This is a genomic window from Trueperella pecoris (genome assembly GCF_014926385.1).
GTDB lineage: Bacteria > Actinomycetota > Actinomycetes > Actinomycetales > Actinomycetaceae > Trueperella > Trueperella pecoris.
In genome coordinates this window covers 1,113,549-1,130,652 of the sequence record NZ_CP053291.1, presented here as the reverse complement: position 1 = coordinate 1,130,652, position 17,104 = coordinate 1,113,549, and the positions used below count along the sequence as shown (strand labels likewise).

The 17,104-nt window shown below is 61.4% G+C and carries 18 protein-coding genes; 10 read left to right on the top strand and 8 right to left on the bottom strand.

Annotated elements, in window-relative coordinates:
• Positions 1-22: 22 nt before the first annotated feature.
• On the bottom strand, positions 23-637 hold the full coding sequence (locus HLG82_RS05385; protein ID WP_193327656.1) for a superoxide dismutase: 615 nt from the start codon (positions 635-637) through the stop codon (positions 23-25).
• Between the two features lie 220 nt (positions 638-857).
• On the opposite strand from HLG82_RS05385, the gene HLG82_RS05380 reads away from it, so the two are divergent.
• The 3 genes from HLG82_RS05380 to HLG82_RS10500 all read left to right on the top strand — a co-directional run bounded on the left by HLG82_RS05380 (position 858) and on the right by HLG82_RS10500 (position 2,347).
• Positions 858-1,271 (top strand): response regulator, encoded by a 414-nt coding sequence (locus HLG82_RS05380; protein ID WP_193327655.1) that lies wholly within the window; start codon positions 858-860, stop codon positions 1,269-1,271.
• Between the two features lie 79 nt (positions 1,272-1,350).
• On the top strand, positions 1,351-1,935 hold the full coding sequence (gene trpD / locus HLG82_RS10505) for an anthranilate phosphoribosyltransferase (RefSeq protein ID WP_369408118.1): 585 nt from the start codon (positions 1,351-1,353) through the stop codon (positions 1,933-1,935).
• Positions 1,936-2,044: 109 nt separating this feature from the next.
• Positions 2,045-2,347 carry a hypothetical protein gene (locus tag HLG82_RS10500; protein WP_246462400.1) on the top strand — a complete coding sequence of 101 codons (303 nt, stop codon included), beginning with the start codon at positions 2,045-2,047 and terminating at the stop codon, positions 2,345-2,347.
• Between the two features lie 11 nt (positions 2,348-2,358).
• Here the strand turns inward: HLG82_RS10500 and HLG82_RS05370 are convergent, their stop codons facing one another.
• From HLG82_RS05370 to HLG82_RS05360, 3 genes are all read right to left on the bottom strand, one after another.
• Positions 2,359-2,586, bottom strand: a complete 228-nt coding sequence (locus tag HLG82_RS05370) for an Lrp/AsnC ligand binding domain-containing protein (RefSeq protein ID WP_216858966.1) — start codon at positions 2,584-2,586, stop codon at positions 2,359-2,361.
• Positions 2,587-2,664: 78 nt separating this feature from the next.
• Complete coding sequence (locus HLG82_RS05365; RefSeq protein WP_193327654.1) at positions 2,665-4,455, bottom strand: DEDD exonuclease domain-containing protein; 1,791 nt, start codon at positions 4,453-4,455, stop codon at positions 2,665-2,667.
• A gap of 31 nt (positions 4,456-4,486) precedes the next feature.
• Positions 4,487-4,885 (bottom strand): hypothetical protein, encoded by a 399-nt coding sequence (locus HLG82_RS05360; RefSeq protein ID WP_193327653.1) that lies wholly within the window; start codon positions 4,883-4,885, stop codon positions 4,487-4,489.
• A gap of 131 nt (positions 4,886-5,016) precedes the next feature.
• On the opposite strand from HLG82_RS05360, the gene HLG82_RS05355 reads away from it, so the two are divergent.
• Together HLG82_RS05355 and HLG82_RS05350 are read left to right on the top strand one after the other, a co-directional pair.
• Positions 5,017-6,237: a pyrophosphate--fructose-6-phosphate 1-phosphotransferase gene (locus HLG82_RS05355; protein WP_193327652.1), complete on the top strand. Its 1,221-nt coding sequence runs from the start codon at positions 5,017-5,019 to the stop codon at positions 6,235-6,237.
• 106 nt (positions 6,238-6,343) lie between these two features.
• Positions 6,344-7,696, top strand: a complete 1,353-nt coding sequence (locus tag HLG82_RS05350; RefSeq protein ID WP_193327651.1) for a class II 3-deoxy-7-phosphoheptulonate synthase — start codon at positions 6,344-6,346, stop codon at positions 7,694-7,696.
• Positions 7,697-7,741: 45 nt separating this feature from the next.
• Here the strand turns inward: HLG82_RS05350 and HLG82_RS05345 are convergent, their stop codons facing one another.
• Both HLG82_RS05345 and HLG82_RS05340 read right to left on the bottom strand, forming a co-directional pair.
• The gene (locus tag HLG82_RS05345; protein WP_193327650.1) at positions 7,742-9,730 is read right to left on the bottom strand and encodes a Stk1 family PASTA domain-containing Ser/Thr kinase; all 1,989 of its coding nucleotides are present in this window, start codon (positions 9,728-9,730) and stop codon (positions 7,742-7,744) included.
• Between the two features lie 68 nt (positions 9,731-9,798).
• Entirely contained in the window at positions 9,799-11,076 is a 1,278-nt protein-coding gene (locus HLG82_RS05340; RefSeq protein ID WP_193327649.1) for a lytic transglycosylase domain-containing protein, read from the bottom strand.
• Between the two features lie 141 nt (positions 11,077-11,217).
• Here HLG82_RS05340 and HLG82_RS05335 point away from each other — a divergent pair, with 141 nt between their 5' ends.
• On the top strand, positions 11,218-11,571 hold the full coding sequence (locus HLG82_RS05335; RefSeq protein ID WP_255313947.1) for an Rv2175c family DNA-binding protein: 354 nt from the start codon (positions 11,218-11,220) through the stop codon (positions 11,569-11,571).
• Positions 11,572-11,614: 43 nt separating this feature from the next.
• On the opposite strand, the gene HLG82_RS05330 is transcribed toward HLG82_RS05335, so the two are convergent.
• Positions 11,615-12,664: a polyprenyl synthetase family protein gene (locus tag HLG82_RS05330; protein WP_193327648.1), complete on the bottom strand. Its 1,050-nt coding sequence runs from the start codon at positions 12,662-12,664 to the stop codon at positions 11,615-11,617.
• A gap of 116 nt (positions 12,665-12,780) precedes the next feature.
• Between HLG82_RS05330 and HLG82_RS05325 the strand changes: the two genes are divergently transcribed.
• The 3 genes from HLG82_RS05325 (at position 12,781) to HLG82_RS05315 (ending at position 16,099) form a co-directional block, all read left to right on the top strand.
• Positions 12,781-13,878: a DUF4192 family protein gene (locus tag HLG82_RS05325; RefSeq protein WP_193327647.1), complete on the top strand. Its 1,098-nt coding sequence runs from the start codon at positions 12,781-12,783 to the stop codon at positions 13,876-13,878.
• A 71-nt stretch (positions 13,879-13,949) separates the two neighbouring features.
• A complete protein-coding gene (locus tag HLG82_RS05320) occupies positions 13,950-14,333 on the top strand; it encodes a universal stress protein (RefSeq protein ID WP_193327646.1) in 384 nt (127 codons plus the stop codon).
• 137 nt (positions 14,334-14,470) lie between these two features.
• On the top strand, positions 14,471-16,099 hold the full coding sequence (locus HLG82_RS05315) for an RNA polymerase sigma factor (protein ID WP_439654675.1): 1,629 nt from the start codon (positions 14,471-14,473) through the stop codon (positions 16,097-16,099).
• Positions 16,100-16,105: 6 nt separating this feature from the next.
• Here the strand turns inward: HLG82_RS05315 and HLG82_RS05310 are convergent, their stop codons facing one another.
• A complete protein-coding gene (locus HLG82_RS05310; RefSeq protein ID WP_193327645.1) occupies positions 16,106-16,714 on the bottom strand; it encodes a 3'-5' exonuclease in 609 nt (202 codons plus the stop codon).
• A 90-nt stretch (positions 16,715-16,804) separates the two neighbouring features.
• On the opposite strand from HLG82_RS05310, the gene HLG82_RS05305 reads away from it, so the two are divergent.
• A complete protein-coding gene (locus HLG82_RS05305; protein ID WP_193327644.1) occupies positions 16,805-16,996 on the top strand; it encodes a DUF7455 domain-containing protein in 192 nt (63 codons plus the stop codon).
• Positions 16,997-17,104 lie beyond the last annotated feature (108 nt).

Here is a 17,104-nt window from a genome sequence, read left to right as displayed (position 1 = left end):
ACTTTTGTATGCGTCAGGATGCTCAGCGGACGATGAGCGAAGACTTCTTGGCGTCCTCAAGGCGAGCGGCGACATCTTCCCAGTTGAAGACGTTCCACACAGCCTTCACGTAATCTGCCTTGACGTTGAGGTAGTCGAGGTAGAACGCGTGCTCCCACATGTCGAGCATGAGGATCGGGTAGGTGCCCACCGGGACGTTGCCCTGCTGATCGAACAGCTGGAAGGTCGTCAGACCGCTAGAAATCGTGTCGTAGGCCAGGACGGCCCAGCCGGAGCCCTGGATGCCGGTAGCGACAGCCGTAAACTGCTTCTTAAAGTTCTCGAAGGAGCCGAAGGCCTCGTTGATTGCCTCAGCCAGCTCGCCTTCCGGCTCGCCGCCGCCGTTGGGGGAGAGGTTCTTCCAGAAGACCGAGTGGTTCGAGTGTCCGCCGAGGTTGAAGGCGAGATCCTTCTCGAACTGGTTGATCTTCGAAAAATCGCCGGCCTCGCGGGCAGCGGCGAGGTTCTCCAGCGCCTTGTTGGCGCCGTCAACGTAAGCCTGATGATGCTTGCTGTGATGCAGCTCCATGATCTTTGCCGAAATGTGCGGCTCAAGCGCTGCGTAGTCGTAATCGAGCTCAGGCAGTGTGTATACCATTTTTCCTCCAACTCGGGAATCCGTGACCCGTGTGGCCGCGGTTCTTTCGTATTCAAGTATCTAACACAACGTGAAAAATGTGGGTATAAAGTCCGTGTATGCGCGCACAGCGAAACCCGCCCGCCTGATGAGCGGCCGTTTGTGGGACTCTTGTGTGATCTTTTCTAAGTTTGCCCACCTAGCCGGTATCATTGGCACGAGCCGATGTATGGAGGTAACAATGGCACAAGAGGTTGCAAAGACCGATTCTTTTGAAGTGATGGTCTACTCGGACAACCGCGATACCCGTAATGACGTCATGCAGGCCGTCGGCCGTCACGTTGGCAAGGGGCTACCCACCATCAATTGGACGGAGGCCGCCACGTGGGAGGGTGCTTACCTCAAGGTGGAAGAGAATCACTTTGATCTCCTCATTCTCGACGGCGAAACTCCGAAGCTCGGCGGAATCGGGTTTGGCAAGATGGTCCGCGACGAGTTGGTGGCGGACATGCCCTACATCGTGCTGATCGGCCGCCCACAGGACGAGTGGCTCGCACGCGTCTCGGCCCCCAATGCCATTTTGCCCTTGCCGGTCGATGCGCGGGCGCTGTCTGAGGCCGTCGCCGCGATTGTCAAGGCCAAAGCCGGCGCTTAAAGCCTGATTACACCTGGCCAGAGCTCACCTGGAAGGTCATGAATCGGCAGGATCTTTCTGCCGACGAAACAGCCTGGCGATGGACAGCGTGATGTGTGGCGAGACCTCTCCGATTGCCCTTGCAGGTTTCCTCACCTCGCTTGCGACCAAGGGTGAGACGACGGAGGAGCTGCTTGGCCTTGCTAATTCGATGCAGGCGCACTCGGCGCCAGTGGACCTTCCCAGCGACTGCGTCGATATCGTGGGAAGCGGTGGCGATCGCCTGCGGACCGTGAATATTTCGACGACAGCGGCCATCGTCGCCGCAGCTAGCGGACTGAAGGCGGTCAAGCACGGCAACCGTGCCTCCTCATCGCGGTCCGGTTCCGCCGACTGCCTCGAGGCACTTGGCGTTAACCTCAACCTCTCGACCGTGGCGGTCGAGCGCGTCTTCGACGAGACCGGAATCACCTTTCTTTTCGCCACTAAGTTTCACCCCTCGATGAAGTATGCGGCGATGGCCAGGCGCGAGCTCGGCATCGCGACGGCGTTCAACGTGCTCGGCCCTTTGACAAACCCAGCCAGGCCAGTTGCGGGAGCAATCGGCGTCTCGAAGTCTTCCCACGCCCCGCTCGTGGCAGGCGTGATCGCGAGGTGCGGCCATCGGGCTTTCGTGTTCCGCTGAGATAATGGACTCGACGAGCTATCGACGGTGTGCCGCAACGACGTGTGGGAGGTCTGCTCGGGGCAGATCACCTTCCATCAGTTTGAGGCCACCGATGTCGGCTTGCCGCGTGCGAGCATCGACGACCTTCGTGGCTCGGAATGCGGCATACAACGCGGCGGTCACCGAGAGAGTGCTTGGCGGCGAGAACGGCCCGGTTCGGGACTCGGTGCTGCTCAACGCGGCCGGCGCAATCGTGGCGGATGGGCAAGTCGAGGGAGCCCGGGCGACGGACGGGAATATCCTCACCCGCGTGCGTCACGCACTGGAGATCGCCGGAGAAGCGGTCGATTCTGGGCGGGCCTGGCAGCTGTTGTGCCGCTGGCGGGAGCTGTCACAGAGCTACCGAGACCTCGAGGAACGAGACCTCTAGCAAGAACCGGGCTAGTCCAAGCCGATGTCGAAGGCGGCCTCGAGATCTGCCCGCGAAAACTCCTGAAAGGCGAGGTAGGTTTTGACGTTCTTCACGCCTGCGACCTTCGCGATCTTATCGGGAATGACGGTTGCCAAGTCTTCGTGCCGGGCGACCGTGACGAGGGCGATGAGATCGACGTCGCCCGTCACAGAATAGACCTGTCGGACGGAAGACAGGGCGGCCAGGGCCTGCGCCACTTCGGGAATCTAGTTGACTTCGGCGTCAATCATGACGATTGCGGTGATCATGCGGGCTCCTTCGCTTAGGGCTCTAGCTTAGTCCGTTGCCGCCGCCGAGCGTGACTGAGAAGGCAACGACGGTAACGCGCAACCGTAGGCACCGTCCACGGCGCGGGAGAGATAGTGGGGGGCAGTGGCTTTCAGCAGCCGGACATCGGGGCGCAACAGCCATTGGGAGAGCAGCCTGACCTCGTCGTGGGAGACATGTTGGCTGGCGAACGTGGGTTCGTCCATGCGGGGCACCATCTGATCGAGCCATCGCGCAAGATCCTCGGGCGACTCACCATTGCGCGTGGTGGCGCTCGTGCGTAGGAGGCCGTAATCGATAACCACCACGTCCCATGCGCCGCGGTTGCCCCGGGCAGCAATGATCCTTTCATTACCGACGAGGCTGAGGAACTCCTCATAGTTTTTCGCACCGGACACGAGCGCGTACAGACGATCTCGCTCGCTCACCGCCTGTTCGAACCTTTCCTCCTGGCTGAGCATCCGCAACTTGGACATGCTCTTCTCCACGATACCTGCCACCCGCCCGTCCAAGCATTTTTCGACGACGCCGACCTGGGCGGCCTGCGCGACGCCGGTGCGGCACGGTGCCGAGCACTTGCCCAGATCGTGCAGGTGGCACCCGCCGCGCCCATCGGGCACGAGGGGGAGCCGTTGCTTGCACTCGCGCAAGCCCGTGGCTGAAGTCAAGAGCTCGGCCGCCCGGTTGGCCTGGGCATTGGACGTGAACGGCCCGAGCGCATTGGTCATTTCTTCGCGTAGGATCTTGCGTTTGACAATGAGGCGGGGGAATGGTTCGTTGGTCAGCGCCAGCCACGGCCGCTGATGGGTTCGCCGAGACCTGCGATTGTAGGGCGGATCTAGTTCCTCGATCAGTCGTACCTCGAGGACATTCGCTTCGAGCTGGGTAGCCGTGGGTGTCGCGTGAACCTCAACACTGAGATCGACCATCTCCGCCATGCGCCTGCGCTTTTCGGCTGCCGTGAAGTACTGACGCACGCGCTTGTATACGTTGATCGACGTGCCCACATACAGAACCTCTCCGCCCGGGCCGATGAACCGGTAGACGCCGGGCCCGTGAGGCAGGTTGTCAGCGAGGCGAGCCTTGGCCCGCCGGTGCTGGGGGACAGCGTCCGTGGCCGTCAGGAGGTCCTCGAGGTGGGTGACGCCAATGCCACCGAGGCGGGAGAGGATCGCGTGAAGGACGTCCACCGTAGCACGCGCGTCATCGAGCGCCCGGTGGCTGGGCTGAACCTGGGCTCCGCACACTTTCGCGAGGCTCGCCAGCTTGTAGTTGGGCGTCTCATCGCGGGTAAAGGCCTTGCGGGCGAGCTTGACCGTGTCAATGACCCGGTTCGATGGGAACGCAAGGCCTAGCTCCCGGCACGCCGCTTTCAGATGCGAGATGTCAAACTGGGCGTTGTGGGCGACGAGGACGAGGTGGGGATCATCGCCCACGAAATCAAGAAACTCGGGCATCACCGCGGCAATCGGCGCTGCCAGCGCAACCATCGAGTTCGTGATCCCGGTCAGAACAGAAATGAAGGCGGGGATAGGCACCTGGGGGTTGACCAAGGTAGAAAACTCGCCGAGGGTTTCGCCACCGCGAACCTTAACCGCGCCGATCTCGGTGATCGAGTTCAGCCCCGGCCCGCCGCCCGTCGTTTCCAAGTCAACGACGAGGAAAGTGACGTCGAAAAGCGACGGCCCGAGCTCATCGAGGGCGAGCTGGACCGAATCTGCCTGAGCAACGCCGCGCTGATGCGGGCGCGACGGCGTCAGGTCGAGGCTGAGACCAGGTCGGTGTCCTTTGACAGTCATGCGACCAGCATAGGAGGAAGCTCCGACAAATTTAGACGCGCGTGCCGTCGTCGTCGGGACCGTGTGCCCACGGAGCGCTGAAGTAAACCCCTGCGGCCGCGCTCAGCAAGCCAAGTGTGCCGAAAACGAGCCACCAAGCGTGGGAGAAGCTGAGAACCTCGAAGAAACCAAGAATATATAAGAGCGCTACTGCACCGGTCAGGCTAAAAGAGATGCGAGCCAACTGAGGCTGGGAAGCGGGGGACGGTGGCTGCGCCTTGGGCAAGTCTGCGGGATCGAAGGGCTCGTCCTCTTCCGGTGCGGGAGTCCAGGTACGAAAGCCCGCCGCCTGCTGGTAGGAGTCCTCGCGGGGATGGTCGGATTCCTTCATCGTGCTTTCAAACCTGATCCACTCGGCGTCCCAGTCACGCCCGCTGTCCTCTTCACGCATGGCCCTACTTTACCGCCGTTTGTCTCGTGCACAACGTGGGCCCTTGTGCACCCACCCCGCCCGTGCGAACCGGTAGTATTAACCCGGACCCAAGTTCCGCGCGCACGCGCTCCCACCAAAGGAAGGTACTTATGACTATTCGCCGTATTGCTCTTTTGACCGCAGGAGGATACGCGCCCTGCCTGTCGACCGCCGTTGGCGATCTGATCGAGCGTTATACCAAGGAACTTCCCGACGCCGAAATCATCGGCTACCAGAACGGATACCACGGCCTGCTCACGGGTAACTTCGTCGTCTTCGACGAGGAAGCACGCCAGAAGGCACATATTCTTACCAAGTTCGGTGGATCGCCGATCGGTAACTCCCGCGTCAAGCTCACCAATTCGAAGAACCTCATCGAGCGTGGCCTGATCAAGCCTGGACAGAACGCCCTCGAGGTCGCGGCGGAGCAGTTGCGTAAGGACGGCGTGGATGTCCTCCACACCATCGGCGGCGATGACACGAACACGACCGCCGCTGATCTCGCCGCTTACCTGCATGATCACGATTACGAACTCACTGTGGTGGGCTTGCCGAAGACGATCGACAACGACATCGTTCCGATTCGCCAGTCGCTGGGTGCCTACTCGGCCGCCGAGCAGGGCGCATTGTTTGCACAGAACATCGTGGGCGAGCACCGCGTCAACCCGCGTATGCTCATCATCCATGAGATCATGGGCCGCGCATGCGGATACCTCGCTGCCGAGACCACGCGCTACTACCGCGACTGGATCGAGGAGCAGGAGTGGGTTCCCTCTGCTGGTCTGTCCAAGAAGCGTTGGGACGTTCACGCACTCTACATTCCGGAGATCACCTTCGACCTCGACGTCGAGGGCTCGCGCCTTCGCAAGATCATGGACGAGCAGGGCAACGTCAACATCTTCCTCTCGGAGGGCGCTGGCGTGAACGAGATCGTCGAGGAAATTCTCGAAGACGGCGGCGAGGTCGAGCGCGATCCGTTCGGGCACGTCAAGCTCGATTCCATCAACCCAGGCGCCTGGTTTGCTGACAAGTTCGCAAAGATCATCGGCGCCGAGAAGGTCATGGTCCAAAAGTCGGGCTACTTCGCTCGTTCGGCCAAGTCCAACGAACGTGACCTCGAGCTCATCGGCCAGATGTGCGATCTCGCGGTTGAGTCGGCGATGAAGGGCGTCTCCGGCGTCGTCGGAAACGACGAGGAGAACGGTGACGTGCTCTCCACGATCGATTTCACGCGCATCGCCGGCCACAAGGCCTTCGATACCAACCAAGAATGGTTCACCGAGCTCATGGATGCGATTGAGCAGCCGTGGGAGGCTCAGCCTACCGAATAGCCAACTGAAGGCATGATGTTGGGGCGGGGAGCATAATGTTCCTCGCCCCAACATTCACCTACCGGACGTGGGCTTGCAGGCGTCGGGATTTGTTTAGAATCAAGATATGTTTGAAGAAGCAGATGAGAAGACCCGGCAGGCTCTAGCGGCGTGGAGGGACCGGCCGGCCAAGCATCAGCCCGTGTACCCCGACGCCGACGTCGAAAGGGCCACGGTCAACTATCTGCGCACCATGCCGCCATTGATCTTCGCCGGCGAGGCGGACTCCTTGACCAAGGAAATGGCACGTGCCGGCCGCGGCGAGACGTTCGTCTTGCAAGGCGGGGACTGCGCCGAATCTTTCGCCGATGCGACGGCGGACCGCATCCGGGCCAAGATTCGCACGATCCTCCAGATGGCGGTTGTGCTCACCTACTCAGCCTCTGTTCCTGTGGTCAAGCTCGGCAGGATGGCGGGTCAGTACGCCAAGCCGCGCTCGAACCCCTTAGAGGATCGTGACGGCACGGAGTTGCCTTCCTACATGGGCGACGCCGTCAACGGCCACGAATTCACGGTGCAATCTCGCACCCCGGACCCGCGCCGCCTAGTGGAGGCATACCAGCACTCGGCTGCCACGCTGAACCTCATTCGTGCCTTCACCCAGGGCGGATTCGCGGATCTGACCAAGGTCCACGAATGGAATAAGGGATTTTCTGCCAACCCGGCCTACCATCGCTACACGGCGATGGCCGGGGAGATCGACCGTGCGATGGAGTTCATGCGGGCGGCGGGAGCATACACGGAGTCGCTGAAGACGGTGGATTTCTACTCCTCGCACGAGGCTCTCATTCTTGATTATGAGGACGCGATGACGCGCATCGATTCGCGCACGGGTCTGCCGTACAACACCGGAGCACACTTCTTGTGGATCGGCGAGCGGACGCGCAATGCCGACGGCGCTCATGTCGAGATGCTCTCCCATGTGCAAAACCCGATCGGCGTGAAGCTGGGCCCGTCGGCGTCGCGGGAGGACATCCTACGCCTGATCGACAAGCTCAATCCCGAGGGTCGGGAAGGGCGCCTGACGTTCATCACGCGCCTGGGGGCGAACAAGGTGGTTGACGTGCTGCCGTCGATCATCGAGACTGTCCGCGAAGATGGGCGCCCAGTGACGTGGATGAGCGACCCGATGCACGGCAACACGATCTCGGTGGGAGCTTTCAAGACGCGTCGTCTCGACGACGTGCTCGACGAGGTGCGGGGTTTCTTCGCCGTCCACCGCCAGATGGGCACGATTCCCGGTGGTCTTCACATCGAGCTGACCGGTGACGACGTCACCGAAGTGCTTGGCGGCTCCGAAGCAATCGGCGAAGACAAGCTGGGAGAACGCTACGAGACGTTGGTCGATCCCCGACTCAATCATCAGCAGTCCCTCGAACTGGCCTTCCTTATTTCGGAGATTCTGCGCGAGAGTTTTTAGGTGACGTAGTGCCCGGCGCGTGTGCGGCGGGCGCTTAGCGTTACGCTAGACGATCGTCAGGGTGATGGTCGAACCAGGTTTGACCATCTCGCCTGCTCCCGGGTTCTGGGAGCGGACAGTGCCGAAGTACCCGCCGAGAATGCGGTGATAGTCAACGTTGAATCCTGCGTCTTTCAGCGCCTTTGTTGCGGCCGCTTCCTGCAGCCCGAAGACGTTGGGAACCTTGATCAGCTCGGGGCCCTTGGAGACCTTGATCGGGAGCGAGTCGCCACGGTAGAGGGTGGTTCCTGGTGCCGATTCTTGGGAGATGACGACGCCGGCCGGGACAGTATCGGAAAACTCTTCCGTAACCTTTGCCTCGAGCCCCGCTTCGGTCAGCCGTGCGGTGGCGTCCTCGATGGTGGCGTTCGTCAGGTCGGGGGTGGAGACCGGCTCGCGTCCGAGTGAGATAGTCAGCGTGACGGGAGTCGTGTGGGGGATGGAGGCGGCTGCCTCGGGCTTTTGCGAGATGACTTTTCCAGCCGGGACGGTATCCGAATATGCCTCGGCGACCTCTGCCTTGAGCCTGCTGTCCTGTATCACCGTCAACGCCTCATCCTTGGCCTTGCCCGCGACGTCGGGAACGATGATGTGCTCGATGCCTGCGGAGACGATGAGGGTGACGGGCGTGGAGGGGTGGATCTTGGCGCCAACCGTCGGGTCAGCGTTGACCACGTAACCCTTGTCGACCTCGTCGGAAAAATCTTCCTTCACGGTAAAGCTCAGCCCCGCATTAGTCAGCGCCGCTTCGGCGTCGGCCTGCACGAGGTTGATGACGTTCGGGACTCCCACACGCAGGCCGGGACCTTCGGAGTAGTACCACCACACGCCGTAGGACCCGCCAGCTATCAGCAGGGTCAATAGCGCGGTGAGAAGCGGCCAGAGGCGCCGACGTCGCTTGGGTACTCCGGCGTAGGTGTCGTTGCGCGAGGCAGCGGCCCGGGTGGTTGGCTGGGACGTTACCGACGACGTCGAGTCGGCGGGCACCACGGGGCTGTGCTGATCGGCGTCGAGAACGGCAGTCTGTGAGACGGGCAGAACCGAGGTCGTGGCGGGAGCCTGCGGGCGTTTTTCGGGCGCCACGGGAAAGACGGGGATCCGGCGAATCAGGACCTCTTCGGGTAGCGAGGCTACGATATCGGTCAAAGCGTCAAGCGCCGCCTCCGCATTCTGGGGGCGTTTGGACGCGCTCTTCGCGGTGAAGAGCGAGATGAGCGAGTCCACGGCGGGAGGCATCCACTCAGCCTGATCGACCAGGCGCGGCATCGTCTCGTTGACGTGCTTGAAGGCGACGTTCATGGCGGATTCGCCATGGAACGGGAGCTGGCCGGCGATGAGTTCGTAGAGCATGATGCCCACGGAATAAATGTCCGACGTCTTGCCTGTCGTCCCTGATGAAACGAATTCGGGCGCGACGTACCCGACCGTGCCGAGCATCGAATTTGTCTGCGTGGAGGTCGCGTCGGAGGCGGCCCTGGCCAGGCCGAAGTCCGTGAGCTTGGCCTGGAACTTCGGACCAAGCGCCGTCGGCTCGAGCGGGGCGGTCAAGAGCACGTTTTCGGGTTTAATGTCGCGGTGAATGATGCCGGCGTGATGGGCTACGACGAGCCCGGCAAGGACCTGTCTGACCAGCTCAAGGCTCATGCCGAGCGGGAAGGAGCCGTGATCGCGTAACTGGGAACGCAAGTCCGGGCCCGTCATCAGCTCCATGACGAGGTAGGGAAGCTCGCCCGACGGCAACTGGGCGACGCCCTGATCGTGGACGGCCACGATGTGGGGGCTCGAGAGGCTGGCGGCTGCGCGAGCCTCGGAGATAAAGCGGCGTACAAAATCCTGTTGCTCCGCCAAGTGGGCATGAATGACCTTGACTGCGACGTTGCGTTCGAGGCGCGTGTCTGTGGCGTGGTAAACGGTAGCCATGCCACCGCGCGCGATGCGGGCGCTGATGGAGTATCGGTTGTCGATGACCGTGCCGAGGAGTGGATCAGGTTTCACGTCTTCTACATTATCTTGAAATGCCGGTCAGCCTGCATGAGACTGACCGGCAATTTCGACTTTCCGCGCTAGAAACGGTCCATCGCGGCTTTAACCTTGGCCACGTAGTTGACCGTGTCGGGACGCATGCCATACTTACGTACGCCGCCCAGACCCTGGTAGTAGCCCGCGATGCCCTGTTCGAGCGAGTCGGCGGACCGCTGAAGGGAGCGGATGATCGCGACGCCGGCGACGATGTTGTCGTAGGGGTTGAGTAGGTTCAGTTGGCGTCCAACCATCTGCGAGGCCCACGTGCCGGAGGAAGGAATCACCTGCATGGTGCCGATGGCGTTGGCGGGCGAGACTGCGTTGGCGTTAAAGCCGGACTCGACGAAGGCGTGTGCCAGAGCCAGCTTTGGATCCACGCCCAACTTGCGTGCGACCTGCTTGATCGTGGTCTGCACCTCGGCGCGCGATGGTAGCTGGGAGTTAATGAGCGCATGCTTATTCTCGTTGGCGGCGGCTACGGTCTCATCGGCATAGGTGTAGCCGGGGAAGTTGTTCTTCACCAGCTGCTTTTTCGGTGCTGCCTTGTGGGCAGCGGGCGCGCTCGGAGCGGGAGTGCCGATGGAGAGCTTTTGCCCGACGCTGATACGGTTGGGATTGGCGATTGCGTTGTCCGCGACAATCTTGGCAACCGACGTTCCGTGCATGAGCGCGATCTTCCCGAGAGTATCGCCCGGGCGCACCACGTAGGTCGTGCCGGTGGCCGGTGCGGCCGGCTGAGCCTTGGCCGGAGCCTGCGGCGCGGGCTTAGCGGGTGCGGCCGCGGTGTTCGCGGCCTGCGCGCTGGGGGCCGGGGCGGTGCTGCCCACCGTCAGGCGCTGGCCGACGCTGATGCGGTTGGGATTGGCGATTGCGTTGTCTGCGGCGAGCTTGGCCACAGTCGTCTTGTAGGCGCGGGCAATCTTACCTAGGGTGTCGCCGGGTTTGACGACGTACACCTCCGACGCCGCGCTGGGCGCGGGGGCAGCCACTGGCGCTGGAGCGGCCGCTGCAGGCTTCGGTGCGGCGGGCGTCGGGGTGGAAACCGCCGAAGGGATGCGAAGCAGCTGGCCGGGGTAGATCAGGTGGGCCGAGCGTAGCTTGTTGGCCTTGACGATGGCGTCAATAGTTGTGCCCGAGCGGAGCGCAATGGCGCTGACGGTGTCTCCACGCTTGACCTGGTAGGTCATCTCGGGGCTCTTGAAGATCGGTGCCTTGACAGGCGTGATCGGGGTTGCGGTTGCGCCGGCGACGGGCGCAATCAGCGTGGCAACGGTTGTAGCTGCGAGTGCGGCACCTGAGCGCCTCATCCATGACGACATGGAACCTCCGTGTGGTGCGATCTTTACAAATGTGACAGATGTGCAACGAGATGTAATTGTTATAAATGGTTCACCTGAGACAGTAGTCGAGTTTTCGGCGTGTTGCCACTCAAATTTTTCTTGTTGCGTTAACATGTGCGCGTGAATGAAGACCTTGAGTATTTCTCCGTCCCCGAAATCGGCCATATGCTTGGCATTCGCCAGCAATCGGTGCGCTCGATGTTGTCCGATAAGAAGCTGCTAGCCGTCCGACGTGGCCCAAATCACGCTCTGTCGATCAGTGCTGATCAGATTGTGGAGAAGGACGGCGTGCACGTCGCCCTCCCGAGTCTCAACGGCACGCTAACGATGCTTGCTGACAGGGGATACTCCGACGAGGAGGCGCACACCTGGTTGTATTCGCAGGAACCTGAATTGGGTACGACGCCGATGCAGGCCCTCCGTGAGGGGCGCCATCGCGCGGTGCGCCGTGTTGTCGTGGGGTTGGGCTTCTAGGGGCGAACGACGCCGTCGTCTGGCTTCCGCCGCCGGACCGGTCTCACGCGCGGCGATTTTCTAGCTCGGTCATGACCGAGCCCAGAATCGGGGCCGCGGTGAACTGGGCCGCCACCTCGAGTGCTGCTCTTTCGTACGCCGCGATCATGTCTTCGTGTTCGGCAAAAGCGCCGGAGTCGACGACGATTCGGCGGATACGTGAAACGTCATCTGAGGACAGTGGGCGGCCGAGCGCGTCGTCGACGAACTTCCTGTCGGCGTCGCTCGCGTGTGCGCGCGTGAGGGCAAGCAACACGGTGTGCTTGCCCTCTGTGATGTCTCCGCCTGCGGGCTTACCGGTGTCCTCGGGGTTGCCGAAGATTCCCAATTCGTCGTCGCGCAACTGGAAGGCGATGCCCAGCGGCCTGCCGAGCTCGGACAGGCGGGCAATGTCGGACTCGGATGCTCCGGCGAGCGCGCCGCCAATCATGAGGGGAAGCTCGACGGAATAGCGTGCGGACTTGTGGCGTAGCACGATGAGGGACTCGTTGATCGCAGCCTCGCGGTGGTCGTTGAGGCACGTCGATTCTGCGCGCAGATCCAGATATTGTCCGTAGGCGGTCTCGGCGGTCATCTCGTGAAAGAGGCGCCGGGCACGGGCGAGGGATTCGGCGTCGGACGCCTCGGCCATCTCGATTTCCACCGCCGCCAAGGACAGCAGGAGATCGCCGAGCAGGATGGCCGCCTTCGTGCCGAAGATTGCCGAGTCTCCGAGCATGGATAAGCCGCGGTGCGAGGTGGCGAAATTACGATGGGCGGCAGGGACACCGCGGCGGGTGGGGGAATCGTCGATAATGTCGTCGTGGACGAGTGCCGACATCTGGTAAAGCTCCGCGGCGACTCCCGCGTGAACCGGGGGAACTTTTCCTCCGCAAGCCTCGTGGCCGGCGGCGATCAGCAAGGCGCGAGTGCGCTTTCCCGACGCGGCGAGCTCTCGGGCCGGCGTAATGAACTCCCGCCACACGATACGAGCGAGGTAGTCGTCGACGAATGGTGCCGACTCCTCGAGGGAGCGTGTGAGTCGATCGGTGACGGCTGCGCGAAAGTTATCCATGGTGAGAGCCTATCGAGACTCGCGAAAGTTAACCACATTCCGCCCAGGTGCATCGGCGATCCACATTTGGCCAATCTCAAAAACGCCGTGGCTGCCTGTGCGTGTTTACTTGGCTCATGAACAAGATCAAACTCAATCAACCTCACGAAATACTCGCCTTCGCCCCTTATGCGCTCGGCTACAAGCCCCGCCAATCGGTGGTCCTTATCGCGATGCGAGGCGCCGGAGGCCTCCCCGGAGGGCCCAGCGCACGCATCGATGCCGCGATCGTCCCCACCGGGCTGTTCGACGTGGTGCTCGACTTCATCGAGACCTTCGACGTTGAAGACCTCTACATCGCCTGGTACGGCGACGATCTGGAACAGATGCTCAGCGATGTCGATTCCATCGATATCCTCGACATGGCCGGACTGGCCGCCCAACAGTGCATCGATGCCCGCAACGGCGGGCAGGGCTTCGTCTCGGTGGGCCTGACCGACTTCACGCAGTGGATCTCGGGTATCGACGCGCGCCAATCTCGCGTCGATACATTCGAGGAGTTGTGCGAGGCCGGATACATCGGCTCTTTCGAAGAGCTCAATTCTTCTGCCGCGGTTGCCGAGGCAGTCTATGCCGGGTCGGCGCCGGTGGAAGATGGTCCTACCTTTCCGCGTTCTCGCGCACCCTGGAGCGAGCGTCAGGAAGCTGTGGCAGCTGCGCGTCAGTGGCGCTCGCGCAAAGGCAGGCGCGGAGTGGGTTTGTGGCAGACGGCGATCGACGCCCTCCAAGAAGGTGCCGATCCGCACGAGGCTGCCGGGACCACCGCAAACATGGGCAAGCTCAACGCGGCGCTTGATCAGATACTCCTTCGTGACCGGCTCATTCTTTTCGGCGTGGACGAATCGATGGTTCGACTCACCAGCGTCTCTGCCAGCCAGTTGGTGCGCAGGCTAGCCCAGGCACACGTCGCGCCTGCGGACAGGGTCACGGCTCTCATTTCCCTCCTCGAACACATCGGCGACTATTCGGACGACGACGACGCTGCGGCCTACGCGGTAGCCGCCTACCTAGCCTGGTGGGCCGATGATCGCGAGCGCGCGATTTCCAACGCTCAGATGGCGATCAATTCCAACAGGCACTACCCGTTAGCCAAGTTGGTTTTGCATGCGCTCTTCGTCAACCTGCCCTCGCCTGCCGAGGAGGCAGAATCGGCGCGGGTGTGGATGGCTGACTGAAATGACAGGGTTTCGAATACCGTGTACATTTGACGTGATCCATATACGCTCGTGTGGAGAGGTTTACATGCATGCCGGTAGTCGTCCCAGTCACACCAGGAGCTCGCGATGACGCGCTCGTTGCGGCCATTGATCTATGCCAGCGCCAGGAACGCCCCCTTGTTGTGCTCCTTCGCCGTCCCGTGTCGGAATTCCATCAAGAAACCGTTGATGCTGAGATTGACGATCTGACGGAGCGACTCGAGCGTGTCGACATCGCTTTCTCGATTGAGGTGCGGCTCGGGGAGGAAGAACTTGCGACCCACATTGCCAACGTCGTGACGCAGACCAAGGCCTCGCTCGTCGTCGTATCATTGGCAAAGCGCCCTGTGAACGGCCGGTTGCGCCTCGGCTCGCAGATCCAAAAGCTTCTGCTTGAGAGCCAGTGTGCGGTACTCGTCGTTCCGGAGAGATAACTCTCGAAGCGCGAGCATTGGGCAAATGCGGGAATAAACGTCGCCGATCGGCGTTAACCTTATCGACGAATAAAGGTTTTTTGAGAAAACCGCTATAATAGGCGAGTTGTACCTACTCCGAGATCGAAAGGTTGCACGTGGCTGCATCTAAGTCCAAGACCGCTTCTTTACCCTCCAAGGCCGATGCGGAGGTTATGGTCGACGTTGCCTCGTTGCCCGGAATGAAGGTCTCCGAGCTTCGTGACATCGCCCAGTCGCTGGGGCTAGATGTCAATTCGCGCGCTGTTAAAGCCACACTCATCGATGCGATCTCCGTTGCGCTGTCCGAGCGTGCGTCCGATGGTGCTGATGTTAAGGTTTCGGGCGATTCGGCTCCCGTGAACGAGGCTGAGCTGAAAAAGCTGAAGGTAGATGAGCTTCGTGAAAAAGCGGCTGAGATCGGTGGAGACGGCACGGGTCTGAAGAAGGCGGAGCTCGTAGAACTTATTGTGAGACTCTCCACGGGCGAAGGCAAGGATGGCGGCGAGCCTTCGAAGGCGCTGCCCGATGTTGATGGCGATGAGTCTGATGCGGAGGACGTGACTCCCGCGACTCCGGATGAGCCGGAGGACCTCGACGACGAAGACCTCGAGGAGGATGATGAGGACCTCGAGGAGGATGACGAAGATCTCGACGACGATTCGCAGTCCGACGACGAGGCCGAGGACGAAGACTCGGACGACGAGGATTCCGACGATGAGGACGATGACAAGTCGGTCGTCATCACGGCCTCTGCGGGCAAGTCCTCCAAGGGCGCCTTCGTAGTGAAGGACTCGGACGACACCGACGAGCCCGCTCAGCGCGTGCTCGTGGCGGGCGCCACCGCCGATCCGGTCAAGGACTACCTCAAGCAGATCGGCAAGGTTTCCCTGCTTAACGCGGCCGAGGAGGTCGAGCTTGCGCAGCGTATCGAGGCCGGCTTGTTCGCCCAGCACATCCTTGAGACCACGCAGATCGACGATCGTAAGTATCGCCGCGAGCTGGAGATCATCGCCCGTGACGGACGCAACGCGAAGAACCACTTGCTGGAGGCAAACCTCCGCCTGGTTGTTTCGCTTGCCAAGCGCTACACCGGTCGCGGGATGCTCTTCCTTGACCTCATCCAGGAGGGCAACCTCGGTTTGGTGCGAGCCGTCGAAAAGTTCGACTACGCCAAGGGATTTAAGTTCTCCACCTACGCCACCTGGTGGATTCGTCAGGCCATCACCCGCGCCATGGCGGATCAGGCACGTACGATCCGTATCCCGGTCCACATGGTCGAGGTGATTAATAAGCTCGCCCGCGTTCAGCGCCAGATGCTTCAGGATCTCGGACGTGAACCCACCACGGAAGAGCTCGCGCGCGAACTCGATATGACTGAAGAAAAGGTCATCGAGGTACAGAAGTATGGCCGTGAGCCTATCTCGCTCCACACGCCTCTCGGTGAGGACGGTGATTCGGAGTTCGGTGACCTCATCGAAGATTCGGAAGCTGTTGTTCCCGCCGACGCCGTTGGCTTCACACTTCTTCAGGAGCAACTCCATCAGGTTCTCGACACACTGTCTGAGCGCGAGGCCGGCGTCGTGTCCATGCGTTTCGGCCTGACCGACGGCCAGCCAAAGACTTTGGATGAGATTGGCAAGGTCTATGGTGTGACCCGCGAGCGGATCCGCCAGATCGAATCCAAGACTATGTCGAAGCTGCGCCATCCGTCCCGCTCGCAGGTCTTGCGGGACTACCTCGAATAAACTGCGTCAATGGGAGCGCGTCCATCCGTGAGCGCGCTCCCATTGTGCGGGCAGAACAGGGGAGCCTTCCCGATTTGTTGCGTGAGAGGTGTAGCGTTGCCCGGCGGCTTCGATGGTGAAGTATCGGCGAAGCAGCTCGGCGCACACCACCGCGTCCTGGAGTGCGCGGTGGTGCGGCTGGAACGGCAGGCCTAGACGGCTTGCCACGCCCTGCAACGAGTGAGGTCCCGGCGGAAGATAGATGCGAGACTGGTCCATTGTGCACACGCACGAATCTTCGCCAATCACATGAGGCAGGCCGGCGCGGGCAAACTCGCTGTTGAGGAAGGCCCGCTCAAATGCGGCGTTGTGGGCCACGATCCGGCGCCTATCAAGGAACGGAAGCAGGCGGGGGAGCAACTCGCGGAAGGTGGGAGCGCCGGCCAGATCGGCGTCGTGAATCCCATGGATGTGCGTTGCCCCCGTGGAACGTTCGGGATTAACGAGCGTGTGCCAATGAGACTCTTCACTGAGGTTCTCATCGAGTAAAACGACTGCGATCTCGATGATGCGGTCCTCGGCTCGGCTCAGACCAGTGGTTTCTAAGTCGATGACAGCGAAGGAAGAATCGGCCATGGCCCCATTGTCGCACAGCGCCATTTGGCCGGGGGCGAACTCGCGTAAGATGAGAGGAATAATTCTCGCCAATCATGCTTTGATCATTGTGTGAATGCAACATTAGAAACACCGACCTTGACAGCTGCAGACCGCTGCGACGCCTGTAATGCACAGGCTTACGTCCGAGTCGAACTAGGATCGGGCGAGCTTTTCTTCTGTGCCCACCATGCGCGCAAGCACATGCCGGCGCTGGAAAAGGTTGCACTGAATATCGTCGATGAGACCGAACTCGTCTCATAATTGAATCCGACCGCCGGGGGATCAGCACGAGCTGGTCCCCCTTTTTTGACCTCTTGGGCCGTTTCTGCCGGGCGAGTGTGTTGCGTACCGCGAGCGTTGCTGACAAAG

Coding starts and splice junctions, on each gene's coding strand:
- HLG82_RS05325 (WP_193327647.1), top strand. CDS start 12,781: ATGAACAAGATCAAACTCAATCAACCTCACGAAATACTCGCCTTCGCC.
- HLG82_RS05365 (WP_193327654.1), bottom strand. CDS start 4,455: ATGACTGTCAAAGGACACCGACCTGGTCTCAGCCTCGACCTGACGCCG.
- HLG82_RS05330 (WP_193327648.1), bottom strand. CDS start 12,664: ATGGATAACTTTCGCGCAGCCGTCACCGATCGACTCACACGCTCCCTC.
- HLG82_RS05340 (WP_193327649.1), bottom strand. CDS start 11,076: ATGTCGTCATGGATGAGGCGCTCAGGTGCCGCACTCGCAGCTACAACC.
- HLG82_RS05355 (WP_193327652.1), top strand. CDS start 5,017: ATGACTATTCGCCGTATTGCTCTTTTGACCGCAGGAGGATACGCGCCC.
- HLG82_RS05350 (WP_193327651.1), top strand. CDS start 6,344: ATGTTTGAAGAAGCAGATGAGAAGACCCGGCAGGCTCTAGCGGCGTGG.
- trpD (WP_369408118.1), top strand. CDS start 1,351: ATGGACAGCGTGATGTGTGGCGAGACCTCTCCGATTGCCCTTGCAGGT.
- HLG82_RS05320 (WP_193327646.1), top strand. CDS start 13,950: ATGCCGGTAGTCGTCCCAGTCACACCAGGAGCTCGCGATGACGCGCTC.
- HLG82_RS05380 (WP_193327655.1), top strand. CDS start 858: ATGGCACAAGAGGTTGCAAAGACCGATTCTTTTGAAGTGATGGTCTAC.
- HLG82_RS05310 (WP_193327645.1), bottom strand. CDS start 16,714: ATGGCCGATTCTTCCTTCGCTGTCATCGACTTAGAAACCACTGGTCTG.
- HLG82_RS05385 (WP_193327656.1), bottom strand. CDS start 637: ATGGTATACACACTGCCTGAGCTCGATTACGACTACGCAGCGCTTGAG.
- HLG82_RS05360 (WP_193327653.1), bottom strand. CDS start 4,885: ATGCGTGAAGAGGACAGCGGGCGTGACTGGGACGCCGAGTGGATCAGG.